We start from the raw sequence: 25,922 nt of genomic DNA on the forward strand, positions 1-25,922 counted from the left end.
ACCCTCGCAGCATAGGCTTCAACTAAACCAGTCCAACAAACGCGGACCAGTTCACTGCGGCATCCGCCCCCTTCTCGCGTATCTGTCAGCAGTCGAGTTCTAGGCTGGAGGATGTGAGCGACTACATCATCCGACCGGCGCGCACTGCGGACATCACCGGCATCCACTCGCTTCTGGAGCCGCTGGTCGAGCGCCGCATCCTGCTCGGCAAGGATCTCGCCGTGCTCTACGGCGCCGTACAGGAGTTCGTCGTCGCGGAGGTGGACGGGCAGCTGATCGGATGCGGAGCCCTGCACGTCATGTGGGAGGACCTCGGCGAGGTGCGCACACTGCTCGTGCGCGATGACTTCCTGCATCTGGGTATCGGCCGCGCGCTCGTCGAGGACCTGGAGCGACGTGCCGGCGACCTCGGCCTGACCCGCCTCTTCTGCCTCACGTTCGAGACCGAGTTCTTCACCCGTCGGGGCTTCGAGCCGATCGGCGAGCACATCGTCGACGCCGACGTGTACTCGCAGCTGCTGCGCAGCGGCGACGCAGGCGTGGAGGAGTTCCTCGACCTGGCCCACGTGAAGCCGAACACGCTCGGCAACACCAGGATGATCAAGCACCTGAATTAGCCTGGAGTCATGCCCCGTCAGTCCGCCGCCGTGTATCGCCGCCGGAGGCTCGCGGTCCTCGTTCTCGTCCTCGTGCTGGTGGGCGCGGTCGCCGGCGGCGTATGGCTGGCTCTCGCGCAGCCGTGGAAGCCAACGGCATCCGCATCGCCTCGGGCGACGACGACGCCGTCCGCCACGCCGACGCCGTCGGCGGCCACCGCGGGGCCGACGGAGTCGCCGAGCCCGGCCCCTTCCGAGACGCCGGAGATCGTCGCCTGCGAAAAGGGAGATGTCGAGGTGACCGCCGTGACGGATGCGGACGCCTACGCGGCCGGCGAGCTGCCGCAGCTGTCCATCCGGCTCACGAACACGAGCGACGCGGACTGTACGCTCGATGTCGGTTCCAGTACGCAGAAATACACCGTGACCAGCGGCGGAGACGTCTGGTGGCGCTCGACCGACTGTCAGACGGAGCCCAGCGGCATGATCGTCACACTCAAGGCGGGTACGTCGGTGAGCAGCGCCACTCCCGTGACCTGGGATCGCACGCGCTCCTCCGTCGGCACCTGCGACGAGAAGCATCGGGCCCGCGCCCCGGGCGGAGGCGCCTCGTACCACGTGTCGGTATCGATCGGCGGGTTCGACAGTGTCGCCTCGAAGCAGATCATCCTGCGTTGAATCGATTCTTGCTGTCGGCTCTCAGGTGTCGCAAACCAGTATTTTGGGATACCATGGGAACAGTTCTCCAGAAAGTGCGGTGAAGCCATCCCCAGTGGTGTCGGATAAAGCGTCCCCAGCGCTTCGACACTCACCGCGTGAGAACCCGAGGGCCCTTTCGTATTCTCCAGTCCCCACTGGACGATTCGAGAGGGCCCCACTCTTTAAGCTGGAGGCATGGCTAAGAAGAGGGCGGGCGCGAAACGCCCCGCGCCGCAGGATTTCCGCGCCGAGGCACTGGCTCAGGCGCTCGAGAAGCAGGACATGGCCGCTGTCGCTCTGGCCCTGCGCAACGGCAACACAATCGTCCCGCTCATCAAGCCGGGCCCGCGCGACAGCCCGCTCGACGGGGGCGAGGTGTGGACCTATCGCGACCCGCAGACCGGGGATGTCGCTCTTCTGCTGTTCAGTGACGCGAAGAACAAGCCGGCCAACCTGCCGCCGGCGGTCGGCATCTACTCGCCGCTCTGGCTCAAGTCGTTCCTGACCACGCATCGCGACACGATCACGACCGTGTTCCTGGACATCGCGGGTCCGCATGCGATGCAGGCGGCGCCCGACGAGCTGTTGAGGGCGCTCGAGATCTGAGGGCCCAGGGGCCCACTCCTGCGTCCCTGAAGCTGAGCGGCAGAGTCAGAACGGCGGGATGTCGCTGTCGCGCTTCCGCTCGCCCGTCTGCGAGCGGACGTCGTTGAGGGCGTCCCGCAGTGTCTTCGAGCGCTCGTCGACCACCCGCTGATAGCCCAGGCGCGCCGCTTCATTGCGCCGTTGTGCGGCCTGGGTGACGGGACGGATCTCTCCCGCCAGCGACAGCTCGCCCACCGCGGCGATCGTCCGCGGCACGGACCTCTGCCGGATGGACCCCGCCACGGCGATCGCGATGGCGAGATCCGCTGCGGGCTCGGTGAAGCGGACACCCCCGACGGTGGACACGTACACGTCCAGCTTGGACGTGGCGATGCCCGCTCGTCGCTCCAGAATGGCCAGCACCATGGCGACGCGCGACGAATCCAGACCGTTCACCACGCGCCGAGGGTTCGGTGCGTTGGTGTCGATGGTCAGCGCCTGCACCTCGACCGGCAGCGCGCGCCTGCCCTCCATGGCGATCGCGACGCAGGTGCCCGGCTCTGCCGCGCCCTGTGAGAGGAACAGTCCGCTCGGATCCGGGACCTCCGCGATGCCGGCTCCGGTCATCTCGAAGCAGCCCACCTCGTCCGTCGGACCGAAGCGGTTCTTCAGTGCGCGGATGAAGCGCAGCGCCGTCTGCCGGTCGCCCTCGAAGTGGCACACGACGTCGACGAGGTGCTCCAGCACGCGCGGTCCCGCGACCTGACCGTCCTTGGTGACGTGGCCGACGATGATGACCGGGAGGCCGCGGTCCTTCGCGATGCGGATCAGGGTGGCGGCCACCTCGCGCACCTGACTGGGCTGGCCGGCAGCGCCGTCGATGAGACCGGACGCCACGGTCTGCACCGAGTCCACGATCACCAGATCGGGCTTCACATCGTCGATGTGGCCGAGGATCGTGGCCAGGTCGGTCTCGCTGGCGAGGAACAGCTCGTCGTGCAGGGCTCCTGTGCGCTCGGCCCGCAGCCGCACCTGTGCGGGCGACTCCTCCGCGCTCGCATACAGCACCCGGCGTCCGGACCTCGCCGTGGCCGCGGCGACCTCCAGCAGCAGCGTCGATTTGCCCACGCCGGGCTCGCCGCTGAGCAGGATGGCCGCGCCGGGCACGATGCCGCCGCCGAGCACACGGTCGAACTCGCCGACGCCGCTGGTGCGGCGTGGGGCGTCGGCGGTGGTGATCTGCGTGATCGGCCGTGCCGCCCGTCCCGCGAGCGGCGCGACGGCATCGGTCTGCCGGACGATGCCGGTGCGCGCGGCCTGCTCCTGGACGGTGCCCCACTGCTGGCACTCGCCGCAGCGGCCGACCCACTTCGCGGTCGTCCATCCGCACTCCGTGCAGGTGAACGCGGGCGGTGCGGGTTTACGAACAGCCATGCTGCAAGGCTATCCGCGGCATCCGACAGTCAGGCGGACTTGCGCCCCACGTCGCGCAGCATCCCGGCCACGACCAGCGCGAACGCGCCGACCAGCACCAGCAGCCACAGCCCCAGTGAGTACGAGTTCGACTCCGGATGGTACGTGGCTCCCATCACAAGCGGCGGGAAGTAGCCGCCCAGGCCGCCGGCCGCCGCCACCACACCGCTGACCGCGCCCACCTTCTCCTTGGGCGTCGACGGGCCGATCCAGGCGAACACGGCGCCCATTCCGAGTCCCATCGCCGACGCCATCAGAAGGAAGGTCGCACCCGTCAGGATTCCCTCGGCCGGCTGCTGGCCGACCACGTACGCCAGGGTCACGATGCCGCCCAGCGAGATGAGCGAGATGATCTTCGGCCCGAAACGGTCGGCGAGCACGCCGCCGATCGGGCGCGCGACCACGGCGGCCGCCGCGAACAGGGCCGTGCGCATTCCTGCGCCGAGCACGTCCACCTCGTCCGGGTAGATCGTGGTGAGGTACTTGGGCAGGAAGTTGGAGAACGCCACGAAGCCGCCGAAGACGATGCCGTACAGGAACGCCATCTCCCACGTCACCGGCAGCTTCAGCGCGCCGGACACCTTCGGCACCAGCTTCTCCCGGTTGGGCGTCCATGCCGGCGATTCCCGCATGAAGAACCAGACCACAACGGCCATGGCCACCAGAGCGCCGGCGATCACCAGGTGCGTGGGGAAGTAGCCGATCTGCTCGGCCAGACGCGGTGTGGCCAGCGCCGAGACGGCTGTGCCGATCATGCCCATGCCGAACACGCCGGTTGCGAACCCCCGCCGCGACGGCGGGAACCAGGCGCCCGAGAACGGCACGCCGACGGCGAAGATCGTCCCCGCCACCCCGAGGTAGAAACCGGCGACGATCAACAGGGGGAAGCTGCCGATGCTGCCGGCGAACGCGATCAGCAGCACCGCGGGAGCCGACAGCATGAGCACCGCGGTGAACATCAGGCGTCCGCCGAACCGGTCGGTCAGGGCTCCGATGACGATGCGACCCAGTGCCCCGACGAGCACGGGTGTCGCCAGCATGAGCGAGATCTGCCCCTCGTCCAGGCCCATCTCGGTGGCGTAGGTCTGCTGCAGCGGCGAGATCGACATCCACGCCCAGAACCCGATGGTCGAGGCGAGCGTGGCCAGCAGGACCTGCGCGAGTCCGCCCTTGAGGTCGGTTGATGAGGAAGCGGCGAGTGCGGTCGGAGCAGTCATCAGGTGTCCCTTTCGATACGGGCGACGGTAGCGCGGTTCCGGCGCGGTGGCTACAGCGGCGGCCGTATCAAATCCGGATACCGGGGATTCCCGGACGAGTGGATTAAAAACGGCTTGCCCTTGTATCGCCGATGCGTCTCCAGCAGGATGCTGAAGTACCACGAGTACCTCCGGAAGGAGCCGCGATGACCCCCGGCATCCGCACTCAGCAGTCGTCGACAGATGGGCCGCTCGCCGAAGCTCTTCTGAACATGGGGCGATTCGTGCGACCAGGTGAGACCAGCGAGGACCTGCGCGCGGTGTTCCTGAAGGGAGGCCGCGCGGGCGATGCGTTCTACCGCGACCGCTGGTCGCACGACAAGGTGGTGCGCTCCACGCACGGGGTGAACTGCACCGGTTCGTGCTCGTGGAAGGTGTACGTCAAGGACGGCATCATCACCTGGGAGGCGCAGCAGACCGACTACCCATCGGTCGGCCCGGACTCCCCGGAGTACGAGCCCCGCGGCTGCCCTCGAGGGGCCGCGTTCAGCTGGTACACCTACTCGCCGACCCGGGTGCGCTACCCGTACATCCGCGACACGCTGGCTCGCCTGTACCGTGCGGCCAAGACGCGGCATCCGGATCCCGTCGACGCGTGGGCGTCGATCGTCGAGGATCCCGAGACGGCCGTGCAGTACAAGCGCGTCCGAGGCAAGGGCGGCCTCGTGCGCACGAGCTGGGACGAGGTCATGGAGATCGCCGCGGCCGCGCACGTGCACACGGTCAAGAAGTACGGGCCCGACCGCATCGCCGGCTTCTCGCCGATCCCCGCCATGTCCATGGTGTCGCACGGTGCAGGCTCGCGCTTCATGAACCTCGTCGGCGGCACCATGCTGTCGTTCTACGACTGGTACGCCGACCTTCCGGTCGCGAGCCCCCAGGTCTTCGGGGACCAGACCGACGTGCCGGAGTCGGCGGACTGGTGGAACGCCGGCTACCTGATCATGTGGGGCTCGAACGTACCGGTCACCCGCACGCCCGACGCGCACTTCATGACCGAGGCGCGGTACCGGGGCCAGAAGGTCATCACCGTCTCGCCGGACTACACCGACAACACGAAGTTCGCCGACGAGTGGGTCTCGCCGCACCCCGGTACGGACGCCGCGCTGGCCCTGTCCATGGGGCACGTCATCCTGCGCGAGCACTTCGTCGACAAGCGCACGCCGCGCTTCGAGTCGTACATGCGCCAGTACACCGATGCGCCGTTCCTCGTCGAGCTCGAGGAGCGCGACGGGGGCCTGGTCCCGGGCAAGTTCGTCACGGCGTCCGACCTCGACGCCGAGACGGCCGCGCAGTCGCGCGCCGACTTCAAGCCGGTTCTGATGGATGCCGACGGCGAACCGGTCGTGCCCAACGGGTCGCTCGGCCACCGCTTCAGCCCCGACGACGAGGGCCGCTGGAACCTCGACCTGCACGGAGTCGTGCCGCCCCTGTCGGTCGCGGACCTGGCCGACTGGGCGGGAGAGACCGTCGAGGTGCGCCTGCCGCGCTTCGACCTGGACCCGCAGCCCGGACAGGAGCACGCCGGGGGATCGGGCTCGATCACCCGCGGCGTGCCCGTGCGCACCGTCGCCGGCAAGACCGTCACCACCGTGTTCGATCTCATGCTCGCGCAGTACGGTGTCGGCCGCGAGGGACTTCCCGGCCAGTGGGCCACCGGCTACGACGATGCGACCAGCCCGGGCACACCGGCCTGGCAGGAGGAGCACACCTCGGTTCCCGCGCAGCAGGCCGAACGGATCGCGCGCGAGTTCGCGGACAACGCGGAGCGCAGCGGCGGTCGCTCGATGATCCTGATGGGTGCGGGCACCAACCACTGGTTCCACTCCGACACGATCTACCGCACGTTCCTCGCGCTGACGACGATGACCGGATGCCAGGGCGTGAACGGCGGCGGCTGGGCGCACTACGTCGGCCAGGAGAAGGTGCGTCCGCTCACTGGATATCAGCAGTACGCCGGGGCATCCGACTGGGTGCGCCCGCCGCGCTACACGATCGGCACCGCGTTCTTCTACCTCTCGACAGACCAGTGGCGCTACGACGGGCTGCCGGCCGACCAGCTGTCCTCGCCGCTCGGCAAGGGCGCCTTCGCCGGACGCACCACCGCCGACTGCCTGGTGGAGTCCGTGCAGCGCGGCTGGATGCCCAGCTATCCCACCTTCGACCGCAACCCGCTCGACCTCGTCGCCGAGGCGGAGGCGGCGGGCAAGGACCCCGCGCAGCACGTCGTGGACAGTCTGGACGACGGCTCGCTGCGCTTCGCCGTGGAGGACCCGGATGCTCCGGAGAACTTCCCGCGGGTGATGACCATGTGGCGCGCGAACGTGCTGGGCTCCTCGGGCAAGGGCAACGAGTACTTCCTCAAGCACCTGCTGGGAACGGATGCCGCGGTGCGCGCCGACGAGGCGGCCGCGGGGTCGCGGCCCAGGTCGATGACCTGGCACGAGAGGGCCCCGGAGGGCAAGCTCGACCTGCTGATGACGGCCGATTTCCGCATGACCAGCACCACGCTGTTCAGCGACATCGTGCTGCCGGCGGCGACCTGGTACGAGAAGTACGACCTGTCCTCGACGGACATGCATCCGTTCATCCACGCGTTCAACCCGGCCATCGCCCCGCCGTGGCAGACGAAGACCGACTTCGAGACCTTCCGCATCCTCGCCGAGAAGTTCAGCGAGATGGCCCGCACGCACCTCGGCGTGCGCCGCGACGTGGTCGCGACGCCGTTGCAGCACGACACGCCCGACGTGATGGCGACCCCGCACGGCCGCGTGCAGGACCTGCCGCGCGTGCCCGGCGTGACCATGCCGAAGCTGACGGTCGTGGAGCGCGACTATCCGAACCTCGCCGAGCAGTGGAAGGCGCTCGGCCCACTCACCGCGAAGCTCGGGATGACGACCAAGGGCATCACCTACCACGCCGAACCCGAGATCGAGCAGCTGAAGAGCGTGAACGGCACGGTCGGCGCGGGTGCTTACACGGGCTCGGTGCGGCTGGACAGCGACCAGCGCGCCTGCGAGATGATCCTGGCGTTCTCCGGCACGAGCAACGGCCGCCTCGCCGTGCAGGGGTTCAAGGCGCTCGAGAAGCACACGGGACAGAAACTGGCGTTCCTCGCCGACGAGCACGAGGGAACCCACCTGTCCTTCCAGGACGTGTCGGTGCAGCCGCGCAGCGTGATCACCTCACCGGAATGGTCGGGATCCGAGCACGGCGGAAGACGGTACACGGCGTTCGCGATCAACGTCGAGCAGCTCAAGCCCTGGCACACGCTCACCGGGCGTCAGCACTTCTACCTCGACCACGACTGGATGGATGAGCTGGGCGAGGCGCTGCCGATCTACCGGCCGCCGCTGGACATGCACCGGCTGTTCGGCGACGTGGTGCCCGGCACGGCATCCAGGGTCGAAGGCTCTGCCGCAGAGGTGCATGTGCGCTATCTGACCCCGCACTCGAAGTGGTCGATCCACTCGGAGTACCAGGACAACCTCTTCATGCTGTCGCTCTCGCGCGGCGGCCCCACGATCTGGATGAGCCCACAGGATGCCGAGAAGATCGGGGTGCGCGACAACGACTGGATCGAGTCGTACAACCGCAACGGCGTCGTCGTCGCCCGTGCCAACGTGTCGCACCGGATGCCGGAGGGCACGGTGTACATGTACCACGCGAAGGACCGCACCGTGGATGTGCCGATCAGCGAGACGAGCGGTCTGCGCGGCGGCATCCACAACTCGCTCACCCGAATCCTGCTCAAACCCAGCCATCTGATCGGCGGGTACGCGCAGCTGGCATGGGCGTTCAACTACCTGGGGCCGACGGGGAACCAGCGCGACGAGGTCACCACGATCCGCCGCCGCTCACAGGAAGTGCAGTACCGATGAAGGGCGCGGTGTCATGAAAGTAATGGCCCAGATGTCGATGGTGATGAACCTCGACAAGTGCATCGGATGCCACACCTGCTCGGTCACGTGCAAGCAGGCGTGGACGAACCGCACGGGTGTGGAGTACGTGTGGTTCAACAACGTCGAGACTCGACCCGGCGTCGGCTACCCGCGCGGCTACGAGGATCAGGACAAGTGGCAGGGCGGCTGGGTGCGCGACAAGCGAGGCAAGCTGCGACTACGCGCCGGCGGACGCCTGGCGAAGCTCGCCCGCATCTTCTCGAACCCGAAGCTCCCCGAGATCGACGATTACTACGAGCCGTGGACGTACGACTACGACATGCTCGTCAACGCGCCCGCCGGCGAGCACACGCCGGTCGCCCGGCCGAAGAGCCTGATCACCGGCAAGGACATGAAGGTGTCCTGGTCGGCGAACTGGGATGACGATCTGGGCGGATCGATCGAGACCATGCAGCAGGATCCGATCCTGCAGAAGATGAGCGAAGAGGTGAAGGCCGAGTTCGAGAAGGCCTTCATGTTCTATCTGCCGCGCATCTGCGAGCACTGCCTGAACCCCTCGTGCGTGGCGTCCTGCCCGTCCGGTGCGATGTACAAGCGCCAGGAGGACGGCATCGTGCTCGTCGACCAGGACGCCTGCCGCGGCTGGCGGATGTGCGTGTCGGGCTGCCCGTACAAGAAGGTCTACTTCAACCACAAGACCGGCAAGGCAGAGAAGTGCACCATGTGCTATCCGCGCATCGAGGTGGGGTTGCCCACCGTGTGCTCGGAGACCTGCGTGGGACGCCTGCGGTACCTGGGACTGGTGCTCTACGACGCGGACCGGGTCGCCGAGGCCGCTGCCGTCGAGGACGAGCACGAGCTGCTGGCCGCGCAGCGGTCGGTGCTGCTGGACCCGCACGACCCCGAGGTCATCGAGGCGGCCCGACGCGACGGCATCCCGGAGGACTGGATCGAGGCAGCGCAGCGCAGCCCCGTCTGGCGCCTGCTGCACGACTACGAGGTGGCACTGCCGCTGCATCCCGAGTACCGCACCATGCCGATGGTCTGGTACATCCCGCCGCTCTCGCCGGTCGTCGACGTGGTGACCGGATCGGGCAACGACGGGGAGGATGCCAGAACGCTGTTCGCGGCGATCGACAAGCTGCGCATCCCGATCGGGTATCTCGCCGAGCTGTTCACCGCGGGCGACATCGCGCCGGTGGATGCCGCACTGCGCAAGCTCGCCGCGATGCGCTCCTACATGCGCGGGGTCAGCATCGACGACGTGCGCGACGAGAGCATCGCCAACGCGGTCGGCATGAGCGGTCGCGAGATCGAGGAGATGTACCGGCTGCTCGCGATCGCGAAGTACGAGGAGCGCTACGTCATCCCGCCCGCCCACCACGAGCAGGCGCACGACCTCGAGGAGATGGCGTGCTCGCTGGACTTCGAGGGCGGCCCGGGGATGGGCGGCGCGGGCGGCCCGTTCGGCGCGGCGAGCGGGCATTCAGTTCCAGTCGCGGTGGAGAACTTCCATGCGCTCTCCGACCGGCAGACCGCCGACCAGCCCTCCAGTCCCGGGCGGGTGAACCTGCTCAACTGGGACGGCAACGGACGACCCACCGGGCTGTTCCCGCCGTCGGAGCGCGCCGAACCGCGTTCGTATGAGGAGGGGTCGTGAGCGCCGTCCTTCCCCCTCGCGTCACGCCGAAGCGCCGGCTGCCCGAGGTTCTCGCGCCGGCATCCCTGACCCGCGCGCAGCGCCGCACCGTCCATATGCTGACGTCACTGCTGTTGGACTACCCGGATGCGCAGTGGTTCGAGCGGCTGGACGTGTTCGAGGCGAACGCGGTGACACTGCCGGCATCCGTCTCCGAACCGCTGCTGCGGTTCATCGCGCGTGCCCGTCAGGCGGGGGCGTCCGACTGGCAGAAGATGTATGTCACCACCTTCGACATGAAGCGCAAGTGCTCGCTGTACCTCAGCTACTACGCGACGGGCGACACCCGTCGACGCGGCACCGCGCTGGTCACGTTCCTGGACGCTTACCGCGCCGCCGGGTGGGAGTTCGACGCGTCCGAGCTGCCGGACTTCCTGCCTGCGGTGCTGGAGTTCTCCGCGCGCTCGCAGTCGGATGTCGCGGATGCCGTTCTCGCCGCGCACCGCGAAGGCGTCGAGGTGCTGCGCGCCGCGCTGGAGGGCATGGAGAGTCTCTGGGCGGATGTGGTCCGGGTCATCACCCTGTCGCTGCCGAAAGTGGATCAGCGCATCCGCGAGCGCGTGCAGGCGCTCGTGAGCGAGGGGCCGCCGACCGAGACAGTCGGGCTGAGCCTGCCCATGCCGACGTTCGGGGGCGCCGGGGGGCCGGGCCCGGCTTCACGAGGTTTCATCGGAACGGGGGATCGACCGTGAACACCATGCAGATCCTGCTGTGGGTGGCGCTGCCGTACATCTGCGCGGCCGTGTTCATCCTGGGGCACATCTGGCGGTACCGGTACGACAAGTTCGGCTGGACGACCCGATCGTCGCAAAGCTATGAGAACCGGATGCTGCGCTGGGGATCGCCGATGTTCCACCTCGGCATCCTGATGGTCATCGCCGGTCATGTCGTGGGGCTGCTCGTGCCGCGCGAGTGGCTGTACGCCATCGGCATCAGCGAGGAGATCTACCACATCGGTGCGACCGTGCTCGGCGCCTTCGCCGCAGTGCTGACCCTCGCCGGCCTCGCCATCCTCGTCTTCCGGCGCCGCACGGTGCCCGCGGTGTTCCTCGCGACAACAGTGATGGACAAGATCATGTTCGTCTTCCTGGGCGCCACGCTGCTGTTCGGAACCGCCGCGACCGTCGTCCATCAGGTGTTCGGATCCGGCTTCCACTACCGCGAGACGATCTCGCCGTGGATGCGCGAGGCCATCATCTTCCGCCCGCGCCCCGAGTTGATGCTGGAGGTGCCGCTGCTGTTCCAGCTGCACGTGATCACGGCGTGCCTGCTGTTCGCACTGTGGCCCTTCACGCGTCTGGTCCACGTGTTCTCCGCGCCGGTGGGATATCTGTTCCGGCCCTACATCGTCTACCGCTCGCGCGACGACCACCGTGGTTCGCAGTCGCCCAAGCGCGGCTGGGACCCGGTGGGCGCGGCGCCGGATCCGGCGCGCCTGCGAAGGCTGTAGGGATTATTCACGGCCGGTGTCCTCGCCATTGCGGCCACCGTGATCCACAATGGAGGCATGACCGTCGGCGGGCTCGTGTACGGGCCGATCTCGAGCTATTCACGGGTGCGCATTCTGCACCTGCTGTTCGAGGCGACCTCAGCTGAGGTACCCGCCGAGCTCACGATCGACGAGCTGTGCGAGAGGACCGGGCTGCACGCGAACACCGTTCGCGAGCACCTGCAGCGCCTCATCGACGGCGGCTACGTCATCCCGACCATCGAGCACCGGACCACGCGTGGCCGGCCTCGCACGCTGTACAGTGCGGCGACGGGAACGCCGGAGGCTTCGAGCCCCGTCGCCCGCGGCAAGGTGGCGGAGGCGGCGCGGCGCGGCGACATGATGCGCCGCATCATGGCCGAGGAGGACTCCGCGTTGGGGCGCGAGGCGACCAATCAGCTGGACGCCCTGATCGAGCACCTGGAGGAGAGCGGCTTCGAGCCCGTCGTCGACGAGGACGAGCTCACCGTCGATCTTTCCCCGTGCCCACATGTCGTCAGCCGCCCGGAGAATCGTCCCATGCTGTGCCAGGTGCACCTCGGACTGATGCAGGGCATCCTCGCCCAGGCGGGCGGACCGCTGGCCACCTCCTGCGTGCACGCGGCCGCACGGCCGGAGGAATGCACGGTGCAGCTGCGACTCACCACCCGCGCCGCCTGACCTCGGTACCATATGACGCATGACCAAGCATCGTCACGGTGACTCGTGAGCACCTTCGGCACGCTGCTCTCGCCCGCTGAGAGTCTGCGCGAGCAGGTGGAGAGCCAACTCGCATCCCGGATCGTCTCGGGAGAGATCCCGTCCGGACAGGTGCTGACAGTGCCCACCCTCGCCGGCGACTTCGGGGTCAGTGCGACCCCGGTGCGCGAGGCGATGCTGAACCTCGCCCGTCGCGGTTTCCTGCGCCCGATCCGCAACCGCGGTTTCGAGGTGACCGAGGTGTCACCCGACGAGCTGCGAGAGCTGAGCGAGGTGCGGATGCTGCTGGAGGCGCCACCCATGGCGATGGTCGCGGGCACGCTCGACGAGCCCACTGCGGCGGAATTGCGGAAGATCGCCGATCGGATCGTGGAGGCCGCGCGCGCCGCGAAGTTCGATGAATACCTCGCCGCCGACACCGAGTTCCATCTGCGAATTCTGGCGTGCACGGGCAACAGCAAGCTCGTCGAGACCGTGCGGGAACTGCGGCAGCAGACCCGGCTGGTGGGACTCGTCCAGCTCGCGTCGAGCGACGCGCTGGTGTCCACCTCGCTCGAGCACGCCGAGCTGGTCGATCTGCTGGTCAGCGACCGCGGTGAGGATGCGGTGGCGCTCATGCGGCGGCACATCCGGCATGTCGGCGGCGTATGGAGCGGCCAGGACGAGGACTGACGGAAGCGGCCGGAACGGGGACCGGCCAGCCGAGCATCACGGAACGGTATCGAGGGTTCCGCTCATCCCCGCACGTAGGTAATGTGTCACGTGCTATTCCGTGCCCATGCAACGAAGCATCCTGGAGGACCAGCTCATGCACACCCGAACACCCCGTATCCGACGCGCCCTGTCCATCGCCGCAGCCATCGGCGCGATCATCATCACCGTCGGCTGCTCGGGTGGCCTCGCCGGCGACGACGGGGGTGACTCCGGAAGCAGCGACGGCCCCATCAAGCTCGGCATGCTCGCTCCCTTCTCCGGCAGCGAATCGGCGTTCGGCGACTACATGAAGAACGGCGCTCAGCTGGCCATCGACGAGATCAACGACGACGGCGGCGTCGACGGTCGCGAGCTCGTGCTCGTCGTCGAGGACGACGCCTGCGACGCGACCACCGCGGTTTCGGGCGCCAACAAGCTGGTGACCGACGGCATCGTGGCATCCGTCGGCGGATACTGCTCGGGTGCGACGCTGCCCACCCTGCCGATCTTCGACGAGGCCGGCATCCCGATGGTGATCCCTGCCGCCAACTCGAACGAACTGGTCAAGCAGAATCTCCCCGGTGTCTTCCTCATCAACGGCACCGGCACGCAGCAGGCCGCCGCCGCCGTCAAGTATGCGCAGAAGAGCGGTGCGACCACCGTCGGCGTCATCGACGACGCCACCTCGTACTCAGCCGACCTCGCGAAGTCGTTCTCGGACCAGGCCGAAGAGGCGGGGCTGGACGTGAGCCTCAAAGCCACCGTCACCCCGGGCGAGAACGACTACTCGTCGGTCGCGACGCAACTCGCGTCCGAGAAGCCCGACCTCGTGTACTGGACCGGCTACTACCAGGAGGGCGGTCTGATCGTGCGTCAGGCCACCGACGCCGGCTACGAGGGTGCGTTCCTCGTCGGCGACGGCTCCGTGGACGCCAAGTTCGCCGAGATCGCCGGCAAGGGATACACGGAGCACGTCCTGGGCACGTTCACTCAGACCCCGGACATGATCCAGGGCGCCGACACGTGGATCGCGGACTACGAGAAGCTGGCCGGGGGCAAGCCGGGACCGTACTCCACCCAGTCGTACGACGCTGTGCGTGTGGTCGCCGAGGCGATGAAGGATGCGAAGAGCACCGACTTCGACGAGGTCGTCGCCGCTCTCGAAGGGCTGAAGGACTTCAAGACCTTCGCCGGTCCGCTGACCTTCACGAAGGACCACACCCTGTCGGGCGGAGGGTTCGTGATCGTCGGCATCGACCCGGCCACGGGCAGCTTCGTCCTCGAGGACGACCTCCAGGACTGATCCGGCACGCGGGGGCGGTGAGAGCCGCCCCCGCTCCAGGTCTGCGCACCCTTCGACGCGGAAGGATCACCCCGCAGTGATGCAACTCATCTGGAACGGCCTGATCGTCGGTTCCTTCTACGCCCTCGTCGCTCTCGGCTACAGCATGGTCTACGGGATCATCAAGCTGCTGAACTTCGCCCATGGCGACATCTACATGCTCGGCGCCTTCGCGGGTTTCGCGACCCTCTCGGCGTTCGGGATCTCGAACGAGTCCTCGATCCCGCTGCTGCTGGTGATCATGCTGCTGTCGATGGTCACGACCGGCCTGATCGGCGTCGGCATCGAACGCATCGCGTACCGGCCGCTGCGGAAGAGCCCGCGACTGGCGGTGCTGATCACCGCGATCGGCGTCTCGTTCACCCTCGAGTACGCGGTGCGTCAGATCTTCGGGCCCAACCCCGAGGCGTTCCCGGTGCGGCTCGAGTCCAACGGATTCGCGTTCGCCGGCATGCGCATCACCGCCGCGCAGATCGTGCTGGTTGTTATCGCCGCGGCGCTCATGCTCGTGCTGGCGCACATCGTCGAGCGCACCCGACAGGGCCGCGCCATGCGCGCGATCGCCCTCGACCCGCAGGGTGCGCAGCTGATGGGCGTGAACGTCAACCGCGTGATCGCCACGGTGTTCTTCATCGGGTCCGCGCTCGCGGGCGCCGCAGGAGTGATGGCGGGGGCCTACTACGGTTCGATCGACTTCATGATGGGGTTCATCATCGGCCTGAAGGCGTTCACCGCTGCCGTCATCGGCGGCATCGGCAACCTGTACGGGGCTATGCTCGGCGGCCTGCTGCTCGGCTTGCTGGAGTCCTTCGGCTCCGCATGGTTCGGAGGCGAATGGCGGGACGTCTTCTCGTTCGCCTTCCTCATCCTGTTCCTCACGTTCAAGCCGACCGGCATCCTCGGTGCCCGCGTCGTAGAGAGGATGTGACATGTCTCGCTCTGCACTGGCGCGCGACTCGGCGCTGCGCGCGCCCTCGCCGCTGTTCGACCGGGCGCCGGCACCCGGCGGCATCTTCGATTCCAATCGCGGATTCCTGCGGGCGCTGGGCGGGCTGTGCATCGTGCTGCTCGCCGTGCTGCCCTTCCTCGACGCCTCGCGGTACACGATCTCGATCGCCACCAGCGCGCTGATCTACGTCATGCTCGCCATGGGGCTGAACGTCGTCGTCGGGTACGCCGGCCTTCTCGACCTGGGGTACATCGCCTTCTTCGCCGTCGGCGCCTACACCTCCGGAATCTTCACCACCGTGCTCGGATGGCCGATGTGGGCGGCGCTCCCGGCGACGGTGGTCGCCTGCGTGCTGGCGGGCATCATCATCGGCGCCCCCACGCTGCGACTGCGCAGCGACTATCTGGCCATCGTGACACTGGGCTTCGGTGAGATCATCCGCATCACGGCGAACAATCTCGACATCACGGGCGGTCCGTCCGGCATCCACGGCATCCCGACCTGGAGCTTCGGCGGCTGGAGCTTCGCCGACGGGTTCTCCCTCTTCGGGCTGCAGTTCCCCGGGCGCGTGGTGTTCTACTACTTCGTCGCGATCGTGGTCGTGCTGGTGGGCGTGATCGGTGCCGGACGTCTCGCGAAGGGGCGCCTCGGGCGGGCCTGGAAGGCGGTTCGCGATGATGAGGATGCGGCCGAGGCGATGGGCATCAACACGTACATCGCCAAGATCACCGCATACATCATCGGCGCCGTGTGGGCCGGCCTCGCGGGTCAGCTCATGGCCACGCACCTGTCGGCCATCAGCCCGAACAGCTTCCAGTTCCTGTACTCGGCGCTCATCCTCATGGCCGTCGTGCTCGGCGGCATGGGGTCGACCCCGGGCGTCATCATCGGCGCACTGTTCGTCTCACTCGCGCCGGAACTGCTGCGCGACTTCGCGGAATGGCGCTTCCTGATCTTCGGCGTGTTGCTCGTGGTCGTCATGCTGTTCCGTCCCTCGGGTCTGTGGCCGTCCACGGCGATCCTGCCGTGGCTCAAGAAGCACAAGCCCGTGCCCCCGCCCACCGCCGGCTTCATGGCCGTGCCGCCAGCGTCCGCCAATGAGGGCCTCGAGACCGTCGAAGGGGAGGAGAGCCGATGAGCGCGCTGCTGAAGGTCAGGGATCTTCGTCTGCAGTTCGGCGGGGTCAAAGCCGTCGACGGGCTGAGCTTCGCCGTGGACTCGGGAGAGATCCTGGCCGTCATCGGCCCCAACGGTGCAGGCAAGACCAGTGCGTTCAACTGCATCTCGGGGTTCTACCTGCCCACGTCCGGTTCGGTCGTGTTCGACGGCAAGGACATCGTGCGCGAGGCTCCGCCCGTGCTGCGCACGCTGCGGCTGGTGGACATGCTGCAGAGCTTCGGCTTCTATCGCGTGCTGCCCTCGCGGGTGACGAAGTGGGGCATGGCGCGCACGTTCCAGAACCTGCGACTGTTCCGTGAGCTGAGCGTGCTCGACAACGTCAAGACCGCGATGCACGCCAACCTCCGCGAGGGATTCTGGGCGACGCTGCTGCACACGCCGGGATACCGCCGGGCCGAGGAGGAGTGCGCGGAGCAGGCGCGGGGCTGGCTGGACTTCGTCGGCTTCACCGGCGATGAGAACCTCTACGTCACCCAGTTGCCGTATGGCGAGCAGCGCCGTGTGGAGATCGCGCGAGCACTCGCCACCGGTCCCAAGATGCTGCTGTTGGACGAGCCCGCCGCGGGCCTGAACTTCAATGAGAAGCAGGGCCTCATCCAACTCATCCGCCGCATCCGCGATCTCGGCGTCGCGGTCGTGCTGATCGAGCACGACATGGGGCTCATCATGGAGCTGGCCGAGCGCATCGTCGTGCTCAACTACGGCAAGGAGATCGCCGAGGGCACTCCCGATCAGATCAAGAACGACCCGGTCGTGATCGAGGCCTACCTCGGTGTCGAGGACGAGGCGCTGGATGAGACCAGGCTGCAGACCGGCACCGTGGATCTGTCGCTTCTGGACAACGACCGCAAGGAGAAGCGCTGATGAGCACGCTGACCGTCGACGCCGCCGACGTCTACTACGGGCGGGTGCACGCGCTGCGTGAGCTGAGCTTCGAAGTGCGCGAGGGCGAGATCGTGTGTCTCCTCGGCAACAACGGCGCAGGCAAGTCGACCACGATGAACATGCTGTCGGGGCTGGTCCGGCCGAAGAGCGGCGCCGTGCGGTGGGGGGACATGGATCTCACCGCGGCGAAACCCTGGGACATCGTCGCGGCAGGGCTGATCCATGTGCCCGAGGGGCGGCGGATCTTCTCCACCATGACCGTCCACGACAACCTGCTGCTGGGCGGGTACACGGTGCGGGATCAGAAGCTCATCTCCCAGCGCATCGATCAGGTCTATCAGCTCATGCCGCGGCTGGCCGAGCGGCGCAAGCAGCAGGGCGGCACGCTGTCGGGCGGCGAACAGCAGATGGTCGCGATCGGCCGGGCCATCATCGGCGGCCCGAAGCTGCTGCTGCTCGACGAGCCGTCGATGGGTCTGGCGCCGCTGGTCGTCAAGCAGGTCATGGAGACCATCCAGGCGGTCAATGCGCAGGGCACGACCGTGCTGCTCGTGGAGCAGAACGCCCGTGCGGCGCTGAAGATCGCCGACCGCGCGTACGTCGTCGAGACGGGGCAGGTCACCATGGATGGATCTGCCGCAGAGCTCGCCGCGGACGCCAGGGTGATCGACGCCTACCTGGGCGGGTGAGTGCTCGAGGGCTCACCGCGCGCGGGGCGCCCTCCGGCCGGGTGGGGCTTCCGTCGTCGTCATTCGACTAGTAATATGTCACACGGTACAGATGTCGCCGAGGGTCGAAGCCTCGGCCGAGAGCGAGAGCGAGAGCGAGAGCGAGGGTGAGCGGATGCGGATCATCGTGATCGGCGCCGGTGCGGTCGGCGCCGCCTGCGCGCTGGCCCTCACCGAGGCCGGGGCGGAGGTGATCGTGCTGGATCGCACCGGGGTGGCCGGCGAGACCTCGAGCCGCTGCGAGGGCAACATCCTCGTGTCCGACAAGGAGCCGGGTGCCGAGGCGCTGATGGCCATCGAGGCGAACCGCGCCTGGCGCCAACTCGCTGCGCGGCTGGATGCCGACCGTGTGTCGGGGCAGCCCGCCACCGAGTTCGAGGCGAAGGGCGGCATCGTCGTCGCCTTCGCCGGCGGTGCTGCGGCGCTGGAGGAGTTCGCCGCAGGACAGCGCGGCATCGGCATCGGCATCCGAGCCGAGGTCCTCGACGACCGCGCACTGCGTGCCGCCGAACCCCACCTCGCCGCCGACGTCGCGCTCGGCGTGCACTACCCCGACGACGCCCAGGTGCAGCCCAGTCTCGCCACTCAGGCCATGCTCGCCCGAGCGCGTCACCTGGGTGCGCGGCTGCGCATCTGCGAGGTCACCGGCGGCATCGTGGACGCCGGCCGGGTGCGCGGTGTGCAGACGACTGCCGGACGTATGGATGCCGACGTGGTCGTCAACTGCGCGGGCCCGTGGGCGGGCGACGCCGCGGCCCTGTTCGGTTCGGCTCTCGACATCCGTCCCCGCCGCGGCACCATCCTCGTCACGGCCCCGATGCCGCAGCGCGTGTTCCACAAGGTGTACGACGCCGACTACGTCGGAGCGGTCGGGTCGGCGGATGCCGCGCTGCAGACGTCGACGGTGGTGGAATCCACCCCGGGCGGCACCGTGCTGATCGGGTCGAGTCGTGAGCGCGTGGGCTTCTCCGAGGACGGGCTCCTCGCTCCACTGGCGGAGGTCGCCGCCAAGGCCACCCGGCTGTTCCCGTTCCTGCGCGACACCATGCTGCTGCGGACCTACTTCGGCTTCCGCCCGTACGCGCCCGATCACCTTCCCGCCATCGGGGCCGATGCCCGCATCGCAGGCCTGTTCCACGCCGCAGGGCATGAGGGCGCCGGCATCGGGCTGGCACCCACCACGGGAGCGCTCATCGCGCACGCCGTGCTCGGCACGCCCGCCCCGCTCGACCCGACGCCGTTCCTGCCATCACGGTCGACCCTGCAGGGGGTGCTCGTATGAGCGCGGCGGTTCCCGGCATCCGCGATCTCGTTCGTCCGGCCGTCCAGGTCGCAACCGTTGCCGCTGAAACCGGCAACAGACGGCAGAAAGTGCGACCTGGAGATGGCCCGCACGAGGAGGGGGCGGCATGAGCATCCGGATCAGCTTCGACGGCGAGGCGCTCGAAGGGCGCGACGGACAGAGCATCGGCGGCGTCCTGCTCGCCAACGGCCGCCGCACCTGGCGCACCGCGGCCGGCGCGGAGCGGGGCATCTTCTGCGGCATCGGCATCTGCCAGGAGTGCGTCGTGACCGTGAACGGGGTCGAGGGCGTCCGAGCCTGCCAGCGCACGGCCTGCGAGGGCGATCTCGTCGAGCGGGAGGTCCGGACATGCCGCGCATCGTCGTGATCGGGGCGGGTCCGGCGGGCCTCGCCGCCGCGGCATCCGCGTCGAACGCCGGCGCCGACGTGATCGTCCTCGACGAGGGCGAGCGCGTGGGCGGCCAGTTCTGGCGCCACCACCCGTCCTTCACCGACCCGCGGCTGCAGCACCAGCTGGGCCGGTTCGCCGCTCTGCAGGAAGCGCTCGAGGACGTGCGCGTGGTGACCTCGGCGAGCGTCTGGCGCGTCGAGTCGGGGACGCCGCTGCGCGTGCACGCCCTGATCGGTCCCGCCGACGCGGCGCAGCGCCACGGAGAGACCCTGGAGGCGGATGCCGTGGTGCTGGCCACGGGAGCGCATGACCGCGTGCTCCCGGTGCCGGGCTGGACTCTGCCCGGGGTCACCTCGGCAGGCGCCGTGCAGGCACTCGCCAAACGCGACGGCGTGGCTCTCGGCACCCGCACGGTGGTCGCCGGGGCCGGCCCCTTCCTGCTGCCCGTGGCGCAGAGCGTCGCCCTGCTCGGGGGCGAGGTCGTGGAGGTCGTGGAGGCGGCATCCGCCGGCACGATCGCGCGCGGCTGGGGTCGCCGTCCCTGGGAGATGACCGCGGCCGCAGGCAAAGCCGGCGAGCTCGGCTCCTATCTCGGCACGCTCGCCCGGCACCGCACCCCGTATCGTCTGGGCAGCGCGGTCACGCGCATCCACGGCGGCAGCTCGGTCGAGGCCGTCACCGTACAGCGCATCGACCGCGACTGGCGTCCCGTCCCCGGCACCGAGCGCATCATCGGCTGCGATTCCGTCGCGCTGGGGCATGGCTTCACCCCGCGCCTGGAGGCGGCGATCCAGTTCGGCTGCGAGATCACGGGTGCGCGAAACGGCGCGGACCGGTTCGTGCGCGTCGACTCGCAGCAGCTCACCAGCATCCCGGGCGTGCACGCGGCAGGCGAGATCACCGGGATCGGGGGAGCGGATGCCGCGCTCGCCGAGGGCGAGATCGCCGGTCTCGCCGCCGCAGGCGTGCCCGCCGCCGACCTGCGCTACCGCGCACCGCTGACCGCCCGCCGCCGGATGCGTGCCTTCGCCGAGCGACTGGCGACGCACAGCATCCGCCCGGGCTGGACCGCGTGGCTCGATGATGACACGATCGTCTGCCGCTGCGAAGCCGCCACCCGCGGCGCGATCGCCGAGTACGCCGACGCCTCCTCGCGGGGTATGCGGCTCGCCACCCGAGCCGGCCTGGGGCCCTGCCAGGGCCGCACGTGCGGACGCAGCGTCGAGGACATCATCGGCGCAGCATCCGGTTTCGATCGGCGTCCCGTCCTTTCGTCGGTGCGCATCGGCGAACTCGCCGTGCACCGCGCCGCCACCCCACCTATCCCCTGAGAAGAGAGCAAGCAATGACCGAGAAGAACATGGACCTGGGCGGCGTCGTCGTCGCCACCACCCTCGCGTTCAAGGAAGACGCGTCGGCGCCGGCGGGCCTCGCCGTCGACTATGACAGGTTCGGCGAGCACGTCGACTTCCTGATGTCCAACGGATGCCGCGGCGTCGGCCCGAACGGGTCGCTGGGCGAGTACTCGTCGCTGAGCGACGAGGAGCGCCGCCAGGTGATCAAGGTCGCCGTCGAGGCCGTCGACGGACGCGGCATCGTCATCGCCGGCGTGCACGGCGTCGGCAGTCACCAGGCCCGTCAGTGGGCGGAGTACGCCCGCGAGGATGGCGCCGACGGGGTGCTGCTGCTGCCGCCGACGATCTACCGCGCCAACGACCGCGAGGTCATCGCGCACTACGAGGAGGTCGCCAAGGTCGGCATGCCGATCATGGCGTACAACAACCCCTTCGACACCAAGGTCGACCTGGTGCCCTCGGTCGTCGCGAAGCTCGCCGAGATCCCCGAGGTCGTCGCGATCAAGGAGTTCTCCGGCGACGTCCGCCGCGTCTACGAGATCAAGGAGCTGTGCGACATCGACATCATCGCCGGTGCCGACGACGTGCTGTTCGAGCTGATGGTCAACGGTGCGGTGGGCTGGTTCGCCGGTTACCCGAACGCTTTCCCGCGCGAGGCCGTCGAGCTGTACAACCTTCTCGCGAACGGCGACTGGCACGAGGCGAAGGCGCTGTACGAGCAGCTCGTCGCGGTGTTCCGCTGGGACTCGCGCACCGAATTCGTGCAGGCCATCAAGCTGTCGATGGACATCTGCGGCAACTCCTACGGCGGCCCGACCCGTCCGCCGCGCGGTCCGCTCAGCGACGAGCAGCGCGCCCAGGTCACCGCCGACACCGAGCGGGCGCTCGCCGCACTGGCCGCACGCTCTGCCGCGGTCGCGTGACGCGTGTGATGATTCAGGGAGGGGCTGCCGGACTGCGGCATCCCCTCTCGACCCCCTTTCGCCACGGAGGCTGCTGATGCGCGCTCGCCGGACCATCCAGGCCGTCGATTCCCACACCGAGGGGATGCCGACGCGCGTCGTCACCGGTGGGGTCGGACGCATCCCCGGTGCGACCATGAACGACCGCCGGCTGTACGCCATGGAGCACTTGGACGGGCTGCGCGGGTTCCTGATGAACGAGCCGCGCGGTCATGCGGCGATGTCCGGTGCACTGCTGCAGCCGCCCGCGCGCGATGACGCCGACTGGGGTGTCGTGTTCATCGAGGCATCCGGCTTCCTGCCCATGTGCGGGCACGGCACGATCGGCGTGGCGACCGTGCTCGTGGAGACCGGGATGGTCGAGGTGACCGAGCCGGTCACCGAGATCCGCCTCGACGTGCCGGCCGGCCTGGTGATCGCCCGGGTACGGGTGGAGGACGGGCGTGCGGTGGATGTGACCATCGAGAACGTGCCGAGCTTCGTGGATCGGCTCGATGAGCGCATCCAGGTGTCCGGCATCGGCGAGATCACCTACTCGGTCGCGTTCGGCGGCAATTACTACGCGCTGGTCGACCTGGATCAGGTCGGTCTGCCGTTCGACCGGAGTCGTCAGGCGGAGATCCTGGCGGCCGGCCTGCGGATCATGGACGCGATCAACGAGCAGGCACCGCCCGTGCATCCTGTGCTCGAGGGCGCCGACCACGTGCACCACGTGGAGTTCATCGCCCCCGGATCGGATGCCGTGCGATCGCGGCACGCGATGGCGATCCACCCGGGCTGGTTCGACCGCTCGCCGTGCGGCACCGGCACCAGTGCCCGCATGGCCGAGCTGCACGCCCGCGGCGAGCTCGCGCTGCACACCCCGTTCGTGAACGAGTCGTTCATCGGCACGGAGTTCACCGGCCGGCTCGTGGGGGAGACCACCGTGGGAGAGCGCGCTGCCGTCGTCCCGACCATCACCGGGCGCGCCTGGGTGACCGGCCTGGGTCAGTACCTTCTCGATGAGAACGACCCCTTTCCCGAGGGGTTCGTGTTCTGAGCCCGCGCTCTCGACGGTGCGCTCGGGCGGGTGCGCGGGAGGTCAGCGCAGGCTGAAGCCGTCGGGGAGGGGATCGCCGGCGTCGAGCTCGAAGGTCGAGGAGCCGACCCGGTACGCGTTGCCGGTGATCTCGGGGATGACGCCGGCAGCCGTGCGCTCGGCGATCCGCGCGTGGAAGCGCGTGCCGATGATCGAGTCGTGGGTGAGCTGCTCGTCGTCGGCGAGTTCGCCGGTGGCCGCCAGCAGCGCCACGCGGGCGGCGGTGCCCGAGCCGCAGGGGCTGCGGTCCACCTCGCCGTCGGCGAAGACGGTCACGTTGCGCTGGTGCGGACCGGTCGGGGTGCGGCCGAGGTCGTCGAACAGGATCGTCCCGTAGACGCCGCTGAGACGATCATCCGACAGTTGGGCCGACGGATGCTCGTTCAGCGCCCACTTGATCTCGCGGCCGATCGCGATGAGGTCGGCCGTGTGCTCCGGCTTCACGGTGAGGTCGACGGCGGATGCCGGCAGGGTCGCGTAGACGGCGCCGCCGAACACCAGGTCGACCGTCACGTCGCCACGGGAGGTGCGCAGGGAGATGCCGCGTTCGAGCACGCGCGACTCGACGCTGCGGAACACGATGTCCTCGATGCGTCCGGCGCTCTGCCGGACGCGGGCCTGCACGCGTCCGCTGGGCACGTCGATGGTCACGACGGTCTCGCCGTCGGGGTCCGAGCGAAGGCGCCCGGTGCGAACCGCCCACGCGCCGAGCGCGATGGTGCCGTGCCCGCAGGCGGTGGAGAAGCCGTCCTTGTGCCAGAACAGCACGCCGAAGTCGGCGCCGTCGTCATCGGGTGGGGTGATGAAGCCGCCGTACATGTCGTCGTGCCCGCGCGGCTCCAGGCAGAGGAATCGACGGATGCCGTCGGCTTCGCCGTCGATGGCCTCCACGCGTCGCTCGGCGACCGTCGCACCGTGCGTCGGCACGCCCTGCACGATGCGGAACGGCTCGCCGGCGGTGTGCCAGTCCTCGGTGCTCCACTGCATCAGTCTCCTTCAGGGGCGGATGACGAGCCGTGCGACGGCGAGGTCCTGCCAGCCCATGCCGCAGGTCTTCACGATGCGGGGGCGGTCGGTCGCGGGCGCGACGGCTTCGGTGAAGAGTTCGTGCATCGTCACCAGGTCCGTCTCGCGCAGTGCGCCTGCACCGATGGCGCGGATCACGTCACCGGCTTCGCTCAGCCCCACGCGCCGACTCTCGACGACCACCTGCGAACGTCCCACCAGGTCGGGATCGAGTTCGGTCTTCTCCGGCTCATGCGAGCCGATCGCCACGATCGTCGCGTCGTCGCGCACATGGGAATCGGGGAAGAGCGGCTCGGATGCCGTGGTCGCGCACACGATCAGATCGGCCGCGCGCACGTCATCCGGGGTGCCCGTGGTGATCTGGGCGTCGGGTGCGAGGATGCGGGCGGCGTCCACGGCTTCCTGTGCGCGGTTCGGGTCGCGGCCGATCATCCGGACCGTGCGCAGCGGACGGATCGCCTCCAGCGCCTCGATGTGCCGCACCGCCTGAGGTCCGGTGCCGAAGACCACCAGATCGCCGGCGCCGGGCTCGGCGAGCAGGTCGACGACGGATGCCGATACGGCGGGTGTGCGCAGACTCGTCAGCTCTGTGCCGTCCAGGATCGCGGTGGGAGCAAGGGTCTCGCCGTCGAGCAGGATGTACAGTCCCTGGATGCGCTCGAGCCCGCGCTCGGGGTTCGCAGGCGCGACCGTGGCGAACTTCTGACCGACGGCCCCGTCGACGGCCGCGGGCATCAGCAGAAGCTGGCCGTTCGGCACGTCGAGAATGCTGCGAGGGAGCGCGTCGTCGGGGTCGAAGCCGGTACGCAGGAGCCGCTGCAGCTCGGCGATCGCACCCGACATGGTGACCCGTTCGGCGATGCTCCGGGCGGTGACGAGAGTGAGGTCGGCGATGACGTCGGACATGGCCCGAGCCTATCCCGCCGGAGGTAGAATGTCACATTTTACTCGGGGAAGAGTGGCATCGTTTCGATTCGCGCGCAGCCCGCGGCGTGCCGTAAGCTTGTTCGCGGTGACGTGTCCGAGCGGCCGAAGGTGCAACTCTCGAAAAGTTGTGTAGGGTAACCCCCTACCGTGGGTTCAAATCCCACCGTCACCGCCAGAAAAGCCCCCGCAGATCCCTGAGAGATCAGGAATCGCGGGGGTTTCTTCGTCTGCGGCCGGGACCGAAGGACGCTGCGCGTCACGCCCGTCCGTTCGTCTCGAGCACCGGACTGGAGCCCCGCGCCGAGGCGGACTGAAGCCGGCAGGGGCCCGGGCATCGTCAGGGCGCCAGCTCGTCCTCCTCGGGCTCGAACGTGGAAGCGGTGCCGGTGTGTCCGGCGGCGACCCCGTCCTCGGCGTCGGGGACGGTGCCGTCCTTGCCGAGGCCGCCCGGTTTCGTCGTCCCCTCCGAATCGTTCGTCGGCGGCTTCTCCCCTTCCGCGGGTTTCTCTTCCGGCTGCCCGGGCGCGCTCGGGAGCGGATCCGGGTCCGCTGGCTCACCGTCGGTGGTCGGCATCTCCTGGTCCTGGAACTGCCCGTCTGGGAGTGCTTCGTTCGCCGGCTGCGGATCGGCCTGGGAGCCGCCTTCGCCGGACGCCGCGGGATCCTTCTCGTCGTAACCTGTCATCCGGCCAGTGCACACGAGAGA

At 68.7% G+C, this 25,922-nt stretch carries 24 protein-coding genes and 1 tRNA gene; 20 read left to right on the plus strand and 5 right to left on the minus strand.

From position 1 onward, the window contains the following. The first annotated feature begins 113 nt into the window (after positions 1-113). The 3 genes from ACFQY2_RS07185 to ACFQY2_RS07195 all read left to right on the plus strand — a co-directional run bounded on the left by ACFQY2_RS07185 (position 114) and on the right by ACFQY2_RS07195 (position 1,901). Positions 114-617, plus strand: a complete 504-nt coding sequence (locus tag ACFQY2_RS07185; RefSeq protein ID WP_378745051.1) for an amino-acid N-acetyltransferase — start codon at positions 114-116, stop codon at positions 615-617. A gap of 9 nt (positions 618-626) precedes the next feature. Continuing rightward, positions 627-1,274 carry a hypothetical protein gene (locus tag ACFQY2_RS07190; protein ID WP_378745052.1) on the plus strand — a complete coding sequence of 216 codons (648 nt, stop codon included), beginning with the start codon at positions 627-629 and terminating at the stop codon, positions 1,272-1,274. A 216-nt stretch (positions 1,275-1,490) separates the two neighbouring features. Next, on the plus strand, positions 1,491-1,901 hold the full coding sequence (locus ACFQY2_RS07195; RefSeq protein ID WP_378745053.1) for a dehydrogenase: 411 nt from the start codon (positions 1,491-1,493) through the stop codon (positions 1,899-1,901). Between the two features lie 45 nt (positions 1,902-1,946). Here ACFQY2_RS07195 and radA read toward each other — a convergent pair whose 3' ends face one another. Together radA and ACFQY2_RS07205 are read right to left on the minus strand one after the other, a co-directional pair. Then, the gene (gene radA, locus ACFQY2_RS07200) at positions 1,947-3,314 is read right to left on the minus strand and encodes a DNA repair protein RadA (protein WP_378745055.1); all 1,368 of its coding nucleotides are present in this window, start codon (positions 3,312-3,314) and stop codon (positions 1,947-1,949) included. Between the two features lie 29 nt (positions 3,315-3,343). After that, positions 3,344-4,570, minus strand: coding sequence for an MFS transporter (locus tag ACFQY2_RS07205; RefSeq protein ID WP_378745056.1), 1,227 nt, complete (start codon positions 4,568-4,570; stop codon positions 3,344-3,346). Between the two features lie 185 nt (positions 4,571-4,755). Between ACFQY2_RS07205 and ACFQY2_RS07210 the strand changes: the two genes are divergently transcribed. From ACFQY2_RS07210 to ACFQY2_RS07285, 16 genes are all read left to right on the plus strand, one after another. Next, positions 4,756-8,490 carry a nitrate reductase subunit alpha gene (locus ACFQY2_RS07210; RefSeq protein ID WP_378745057.1) on the plus strand — a complete coding sequence of 1,245 codons (3,735 nt, stop codon included), beginning with the start codon at positions 4,756-4,758 and terminating at the stop codon, positions 8,488-8,490. A gap of 13 nt (positions 8,491-8,503) precedes the next feature. Beyond that, complete coding sequence (narH, locus tag ACFQY2_RS07215) at positions 8,504-10,171, plus strand: nitrate reductase subunit beta (RefSeq protein ID WP_378745058.1); 1,668 nt, start codon at positions 8,504-8,506, stop codon at positions 10,169-10,171. Beyond that, the gene (narJ, locus tag ACFQY2_RS07220) at positions 10,168-10,902 is read left to right on the plus strand and encodes a nitrate reductase molybdenum cofactor assembly chaperone (RefSeq protein ID WP_378745059.1); all 735 of its coding nucleotides are present in this window, start codon (positions 10,168-10,170) and stop codon (positions 10,900-10,902) included. The genes narH and narJ overlap by 4 nt, the downstream gene beginning before the upstream one ends. A 5-nt stretch (positions 10,903-10,907) precedes the next feature. Further along, positions 10,908-11,660, plus strand: coding sequence for a respiratory nitrate reductase subunit gamma (gene narI / locus ACFQY2_RS07225; protein WP_378746135.1), 753 nt, complete (start codon positions 10,908-10,910; stop codon positions 11,658-11,660). 57 nt (positions 11,661-11,717) lie between these two features. Then, entirely contained in the window at positions 11,718-12,359 is a 642-nt protein-coding gene (locus ACFQY2_RS07230) for a helix-turn-helix transcriptional regulator (RefSeq protein ID WP_378745060.1), read from the plus strand. A 45-nt stretch (positions 12,360-12,404) separates the two neighbouring features. Beyond that, the gene (locus tag ACFQY2_RS07235) at positions 12,405-13,070 is read left to right on the plus strand and encodes a GntR family transcriptional regulator (RefSeq protein WP_378745061.1); all 666 of its coding nucleotides are present in this window, start codon (positions 12,405-12,407) and stop codon (positions 13,068-13,070) included. 106 nt (positions 13,071-13,176) lie between these two features. Next, entirely contained in the window at positions 13,177-14,394 is a 1,218-nt protein-coding gene (locus tag ACFQY2_RS07240) for a branched-chain amino acid ABC transporter substrate-binding protein (protein ID WP_378745062.1), read from the plus strand. A 79-nt stretch (positions 14,395-14,473) separates the two neighbouring features. Further along, complete coding sequence (locus tag ACFQY2_RS07245; protein WP_378746136.1) at positions 14,474-15,361, plus strand: branched-chain amino acid ABC transporter permease; 888 nt, start codon at positions 14,474-14,476, stop codon at positions 15,359-15,361. Between the two features lies 1 nt (position 15,362). Beyond that, positions 15,363-16,520 carry a branched-chain amino acid ABC transporter permease gene (locus ACFQY2_RS07250; RefSeq protein ID WP_378745063.1) on the plus strand — a complete coding sequence of 386 codons (1,158 nt, stop codon included), beginning with the start codon at positions 15,363-15,365 and terminating at the stop codon, positions 16,518-16,520. Continuing rightward, on the plus strand, positions 16,517-17,425 hold the full coding sequence (locus tag ACFQY2_RS07255) for an ABC transporter ATP-binding protein (protein ID WP_378745064.1): 909 nt from the start codon (positions 16,517-16,519) through the stop codon (positions 17,423-17,425). Before ACFQY2_RS07250 ends, ACFQY2_RS07255 begins: the two co-directional genes overlap by 4 nt. Continuing rightward, positions 17,425-18,135 (plus strand): ABC transporter ATP-binding protein, encoded by a 711-nt coding sequence (locus ACFQY2_RS07260; protein WP_378745065.1) that lies wholly within the window; start codon positions 17,425-17,427, stop codon positions 18,133-18,135. The genes ACFQY2_RS07255 and ACFQY2_RS07260 overlap by 1 nt, the downstream gene beginning before the upstream one ends. A 91-nt stretch (positions 18,136-18,226) precedes the next feature. Further along, the gene (locus ACFQY2_RS07265; protein ID WP_378745066.1) at positions 18,227-19,456 is read left to right on the plus strand and encodes an NAD(P)/FAD-dependent oxidoreductase; all 1,230 of its coding nucleotides are present in this window, start codon (positions 18,227-18,229) and stop codon (positions 19,454-19,456) included. 127 nt (positions 19,457-19,583) lie between these two features. Further along, positions 19,584-19,844, plus strand: coding sequence for a (2Fe-2S)-binding protein (locus tag ACFQY2_RS07270; protein WP_378745068.1), 261 nt, complete (start codon positions 19,584-19,586; stop codon positions 19,842-19,844). Then, positions 19,826-21,199 carry an FAD-dependent oxidoreductase gene (locus ACFQY2_RS07275; protein ID WP_378745069.1) on the plus strand — a complete coding sequence of 458 codons (1,374 nt, stop codon included), beginning with the start codon at positions 19,826-19,828 and terminating at the stop codon, positions 21,197-21,199. The genes ACFQY2_RS07270 and ACFQY2_RS07275 overlap by 19 nt, the downstream gene beginning before the upstream one ends. 14 nt (positions 21,200-21,213) lie before the next feature. Continuing rightward, a complete protein-coding gene (locus tag ACFQY2_RS07280) occupies positions 21,214-22,146 on the plus strand; it encodes a dihydrodipicolinate synthase family protein (protein WP_378745070.1) in 933 nt (310 codons plus the stop codon). Positions 22,147-22,222: 76 nt separating this feature from the next. Then, on the plus strand, positions 22,223-23,224 hold the full coding sequence (locus ACFQY2_RS07285; protein WP_378745071.1) for a proline racemase family protein: 1,002 nt from the start codon (positions 22,223-22,225) through the stop codon (positions 23,222-23,224). 42 nt (positions 23,225-23,266) lie between these two features. Here the strand turns inward: ACFQY2_RS07285 and ACFQY2_RS07290 are convergent, their stop codons facing one another. Then, complete coding sequence (locus ACFQY2_RS07290) at positions 23,267-24,250, minus strand: proline racemase family protein (RefSeq protein WP_378745072.1); 984 nt, start codon at positions 24,248-24,250, stop codon at positions 23,267-23,269. Between the two features lie 9 nt (positions 24,251-24,259). Next, complete coding sequence (locus ACFQY2_RS07295) at positions 24,260-25,195, minus strand: ornithine cyclodeaminase family protein (protein ID WP_378745073.1); 936 nt, start codon at positions 25,193-25,195, stop codon at positions 24,260-24,262. Positions 25,196-25,300: 105 nt separating this feature from the next. On the opposite strand from ACFQY2_RS07295, the gene ACFQY2_RS07300 reads away from it, so the two are divergent. Beyond that, positions 25,301-25,391 (plus strand) — tRNA-Ser (locus ACFQY2_RS07300). Between the two features lie 162 nt (positions 25,392-25,553). Here ACFQY2_RS07300 and ACFQY2_RS07305 read toward each other — a convergent pair. After that, a complete protein-coding gene (locus ACFQY2_RS07305) occupies positions 25,554-25,901 on the minus strand; it encodes a hypothetical protein (protein WP_378745074.1) in 348 nt (115 codons plus the stop codon). Between the last annotated feature and the right edge of the window lie 21 nt (positions 25,902-25,922).

The sequence above is a fragment of the Microbacterium sp. GCM10027623 genome, assembly GCF_042666935.1.
In the GTDB taxonomy this organism is placed as follows: Bacteria; Actinomycetota; Actinomycetes; order Actinomycetales; family Microbacteriaceae; genus Microbacterium.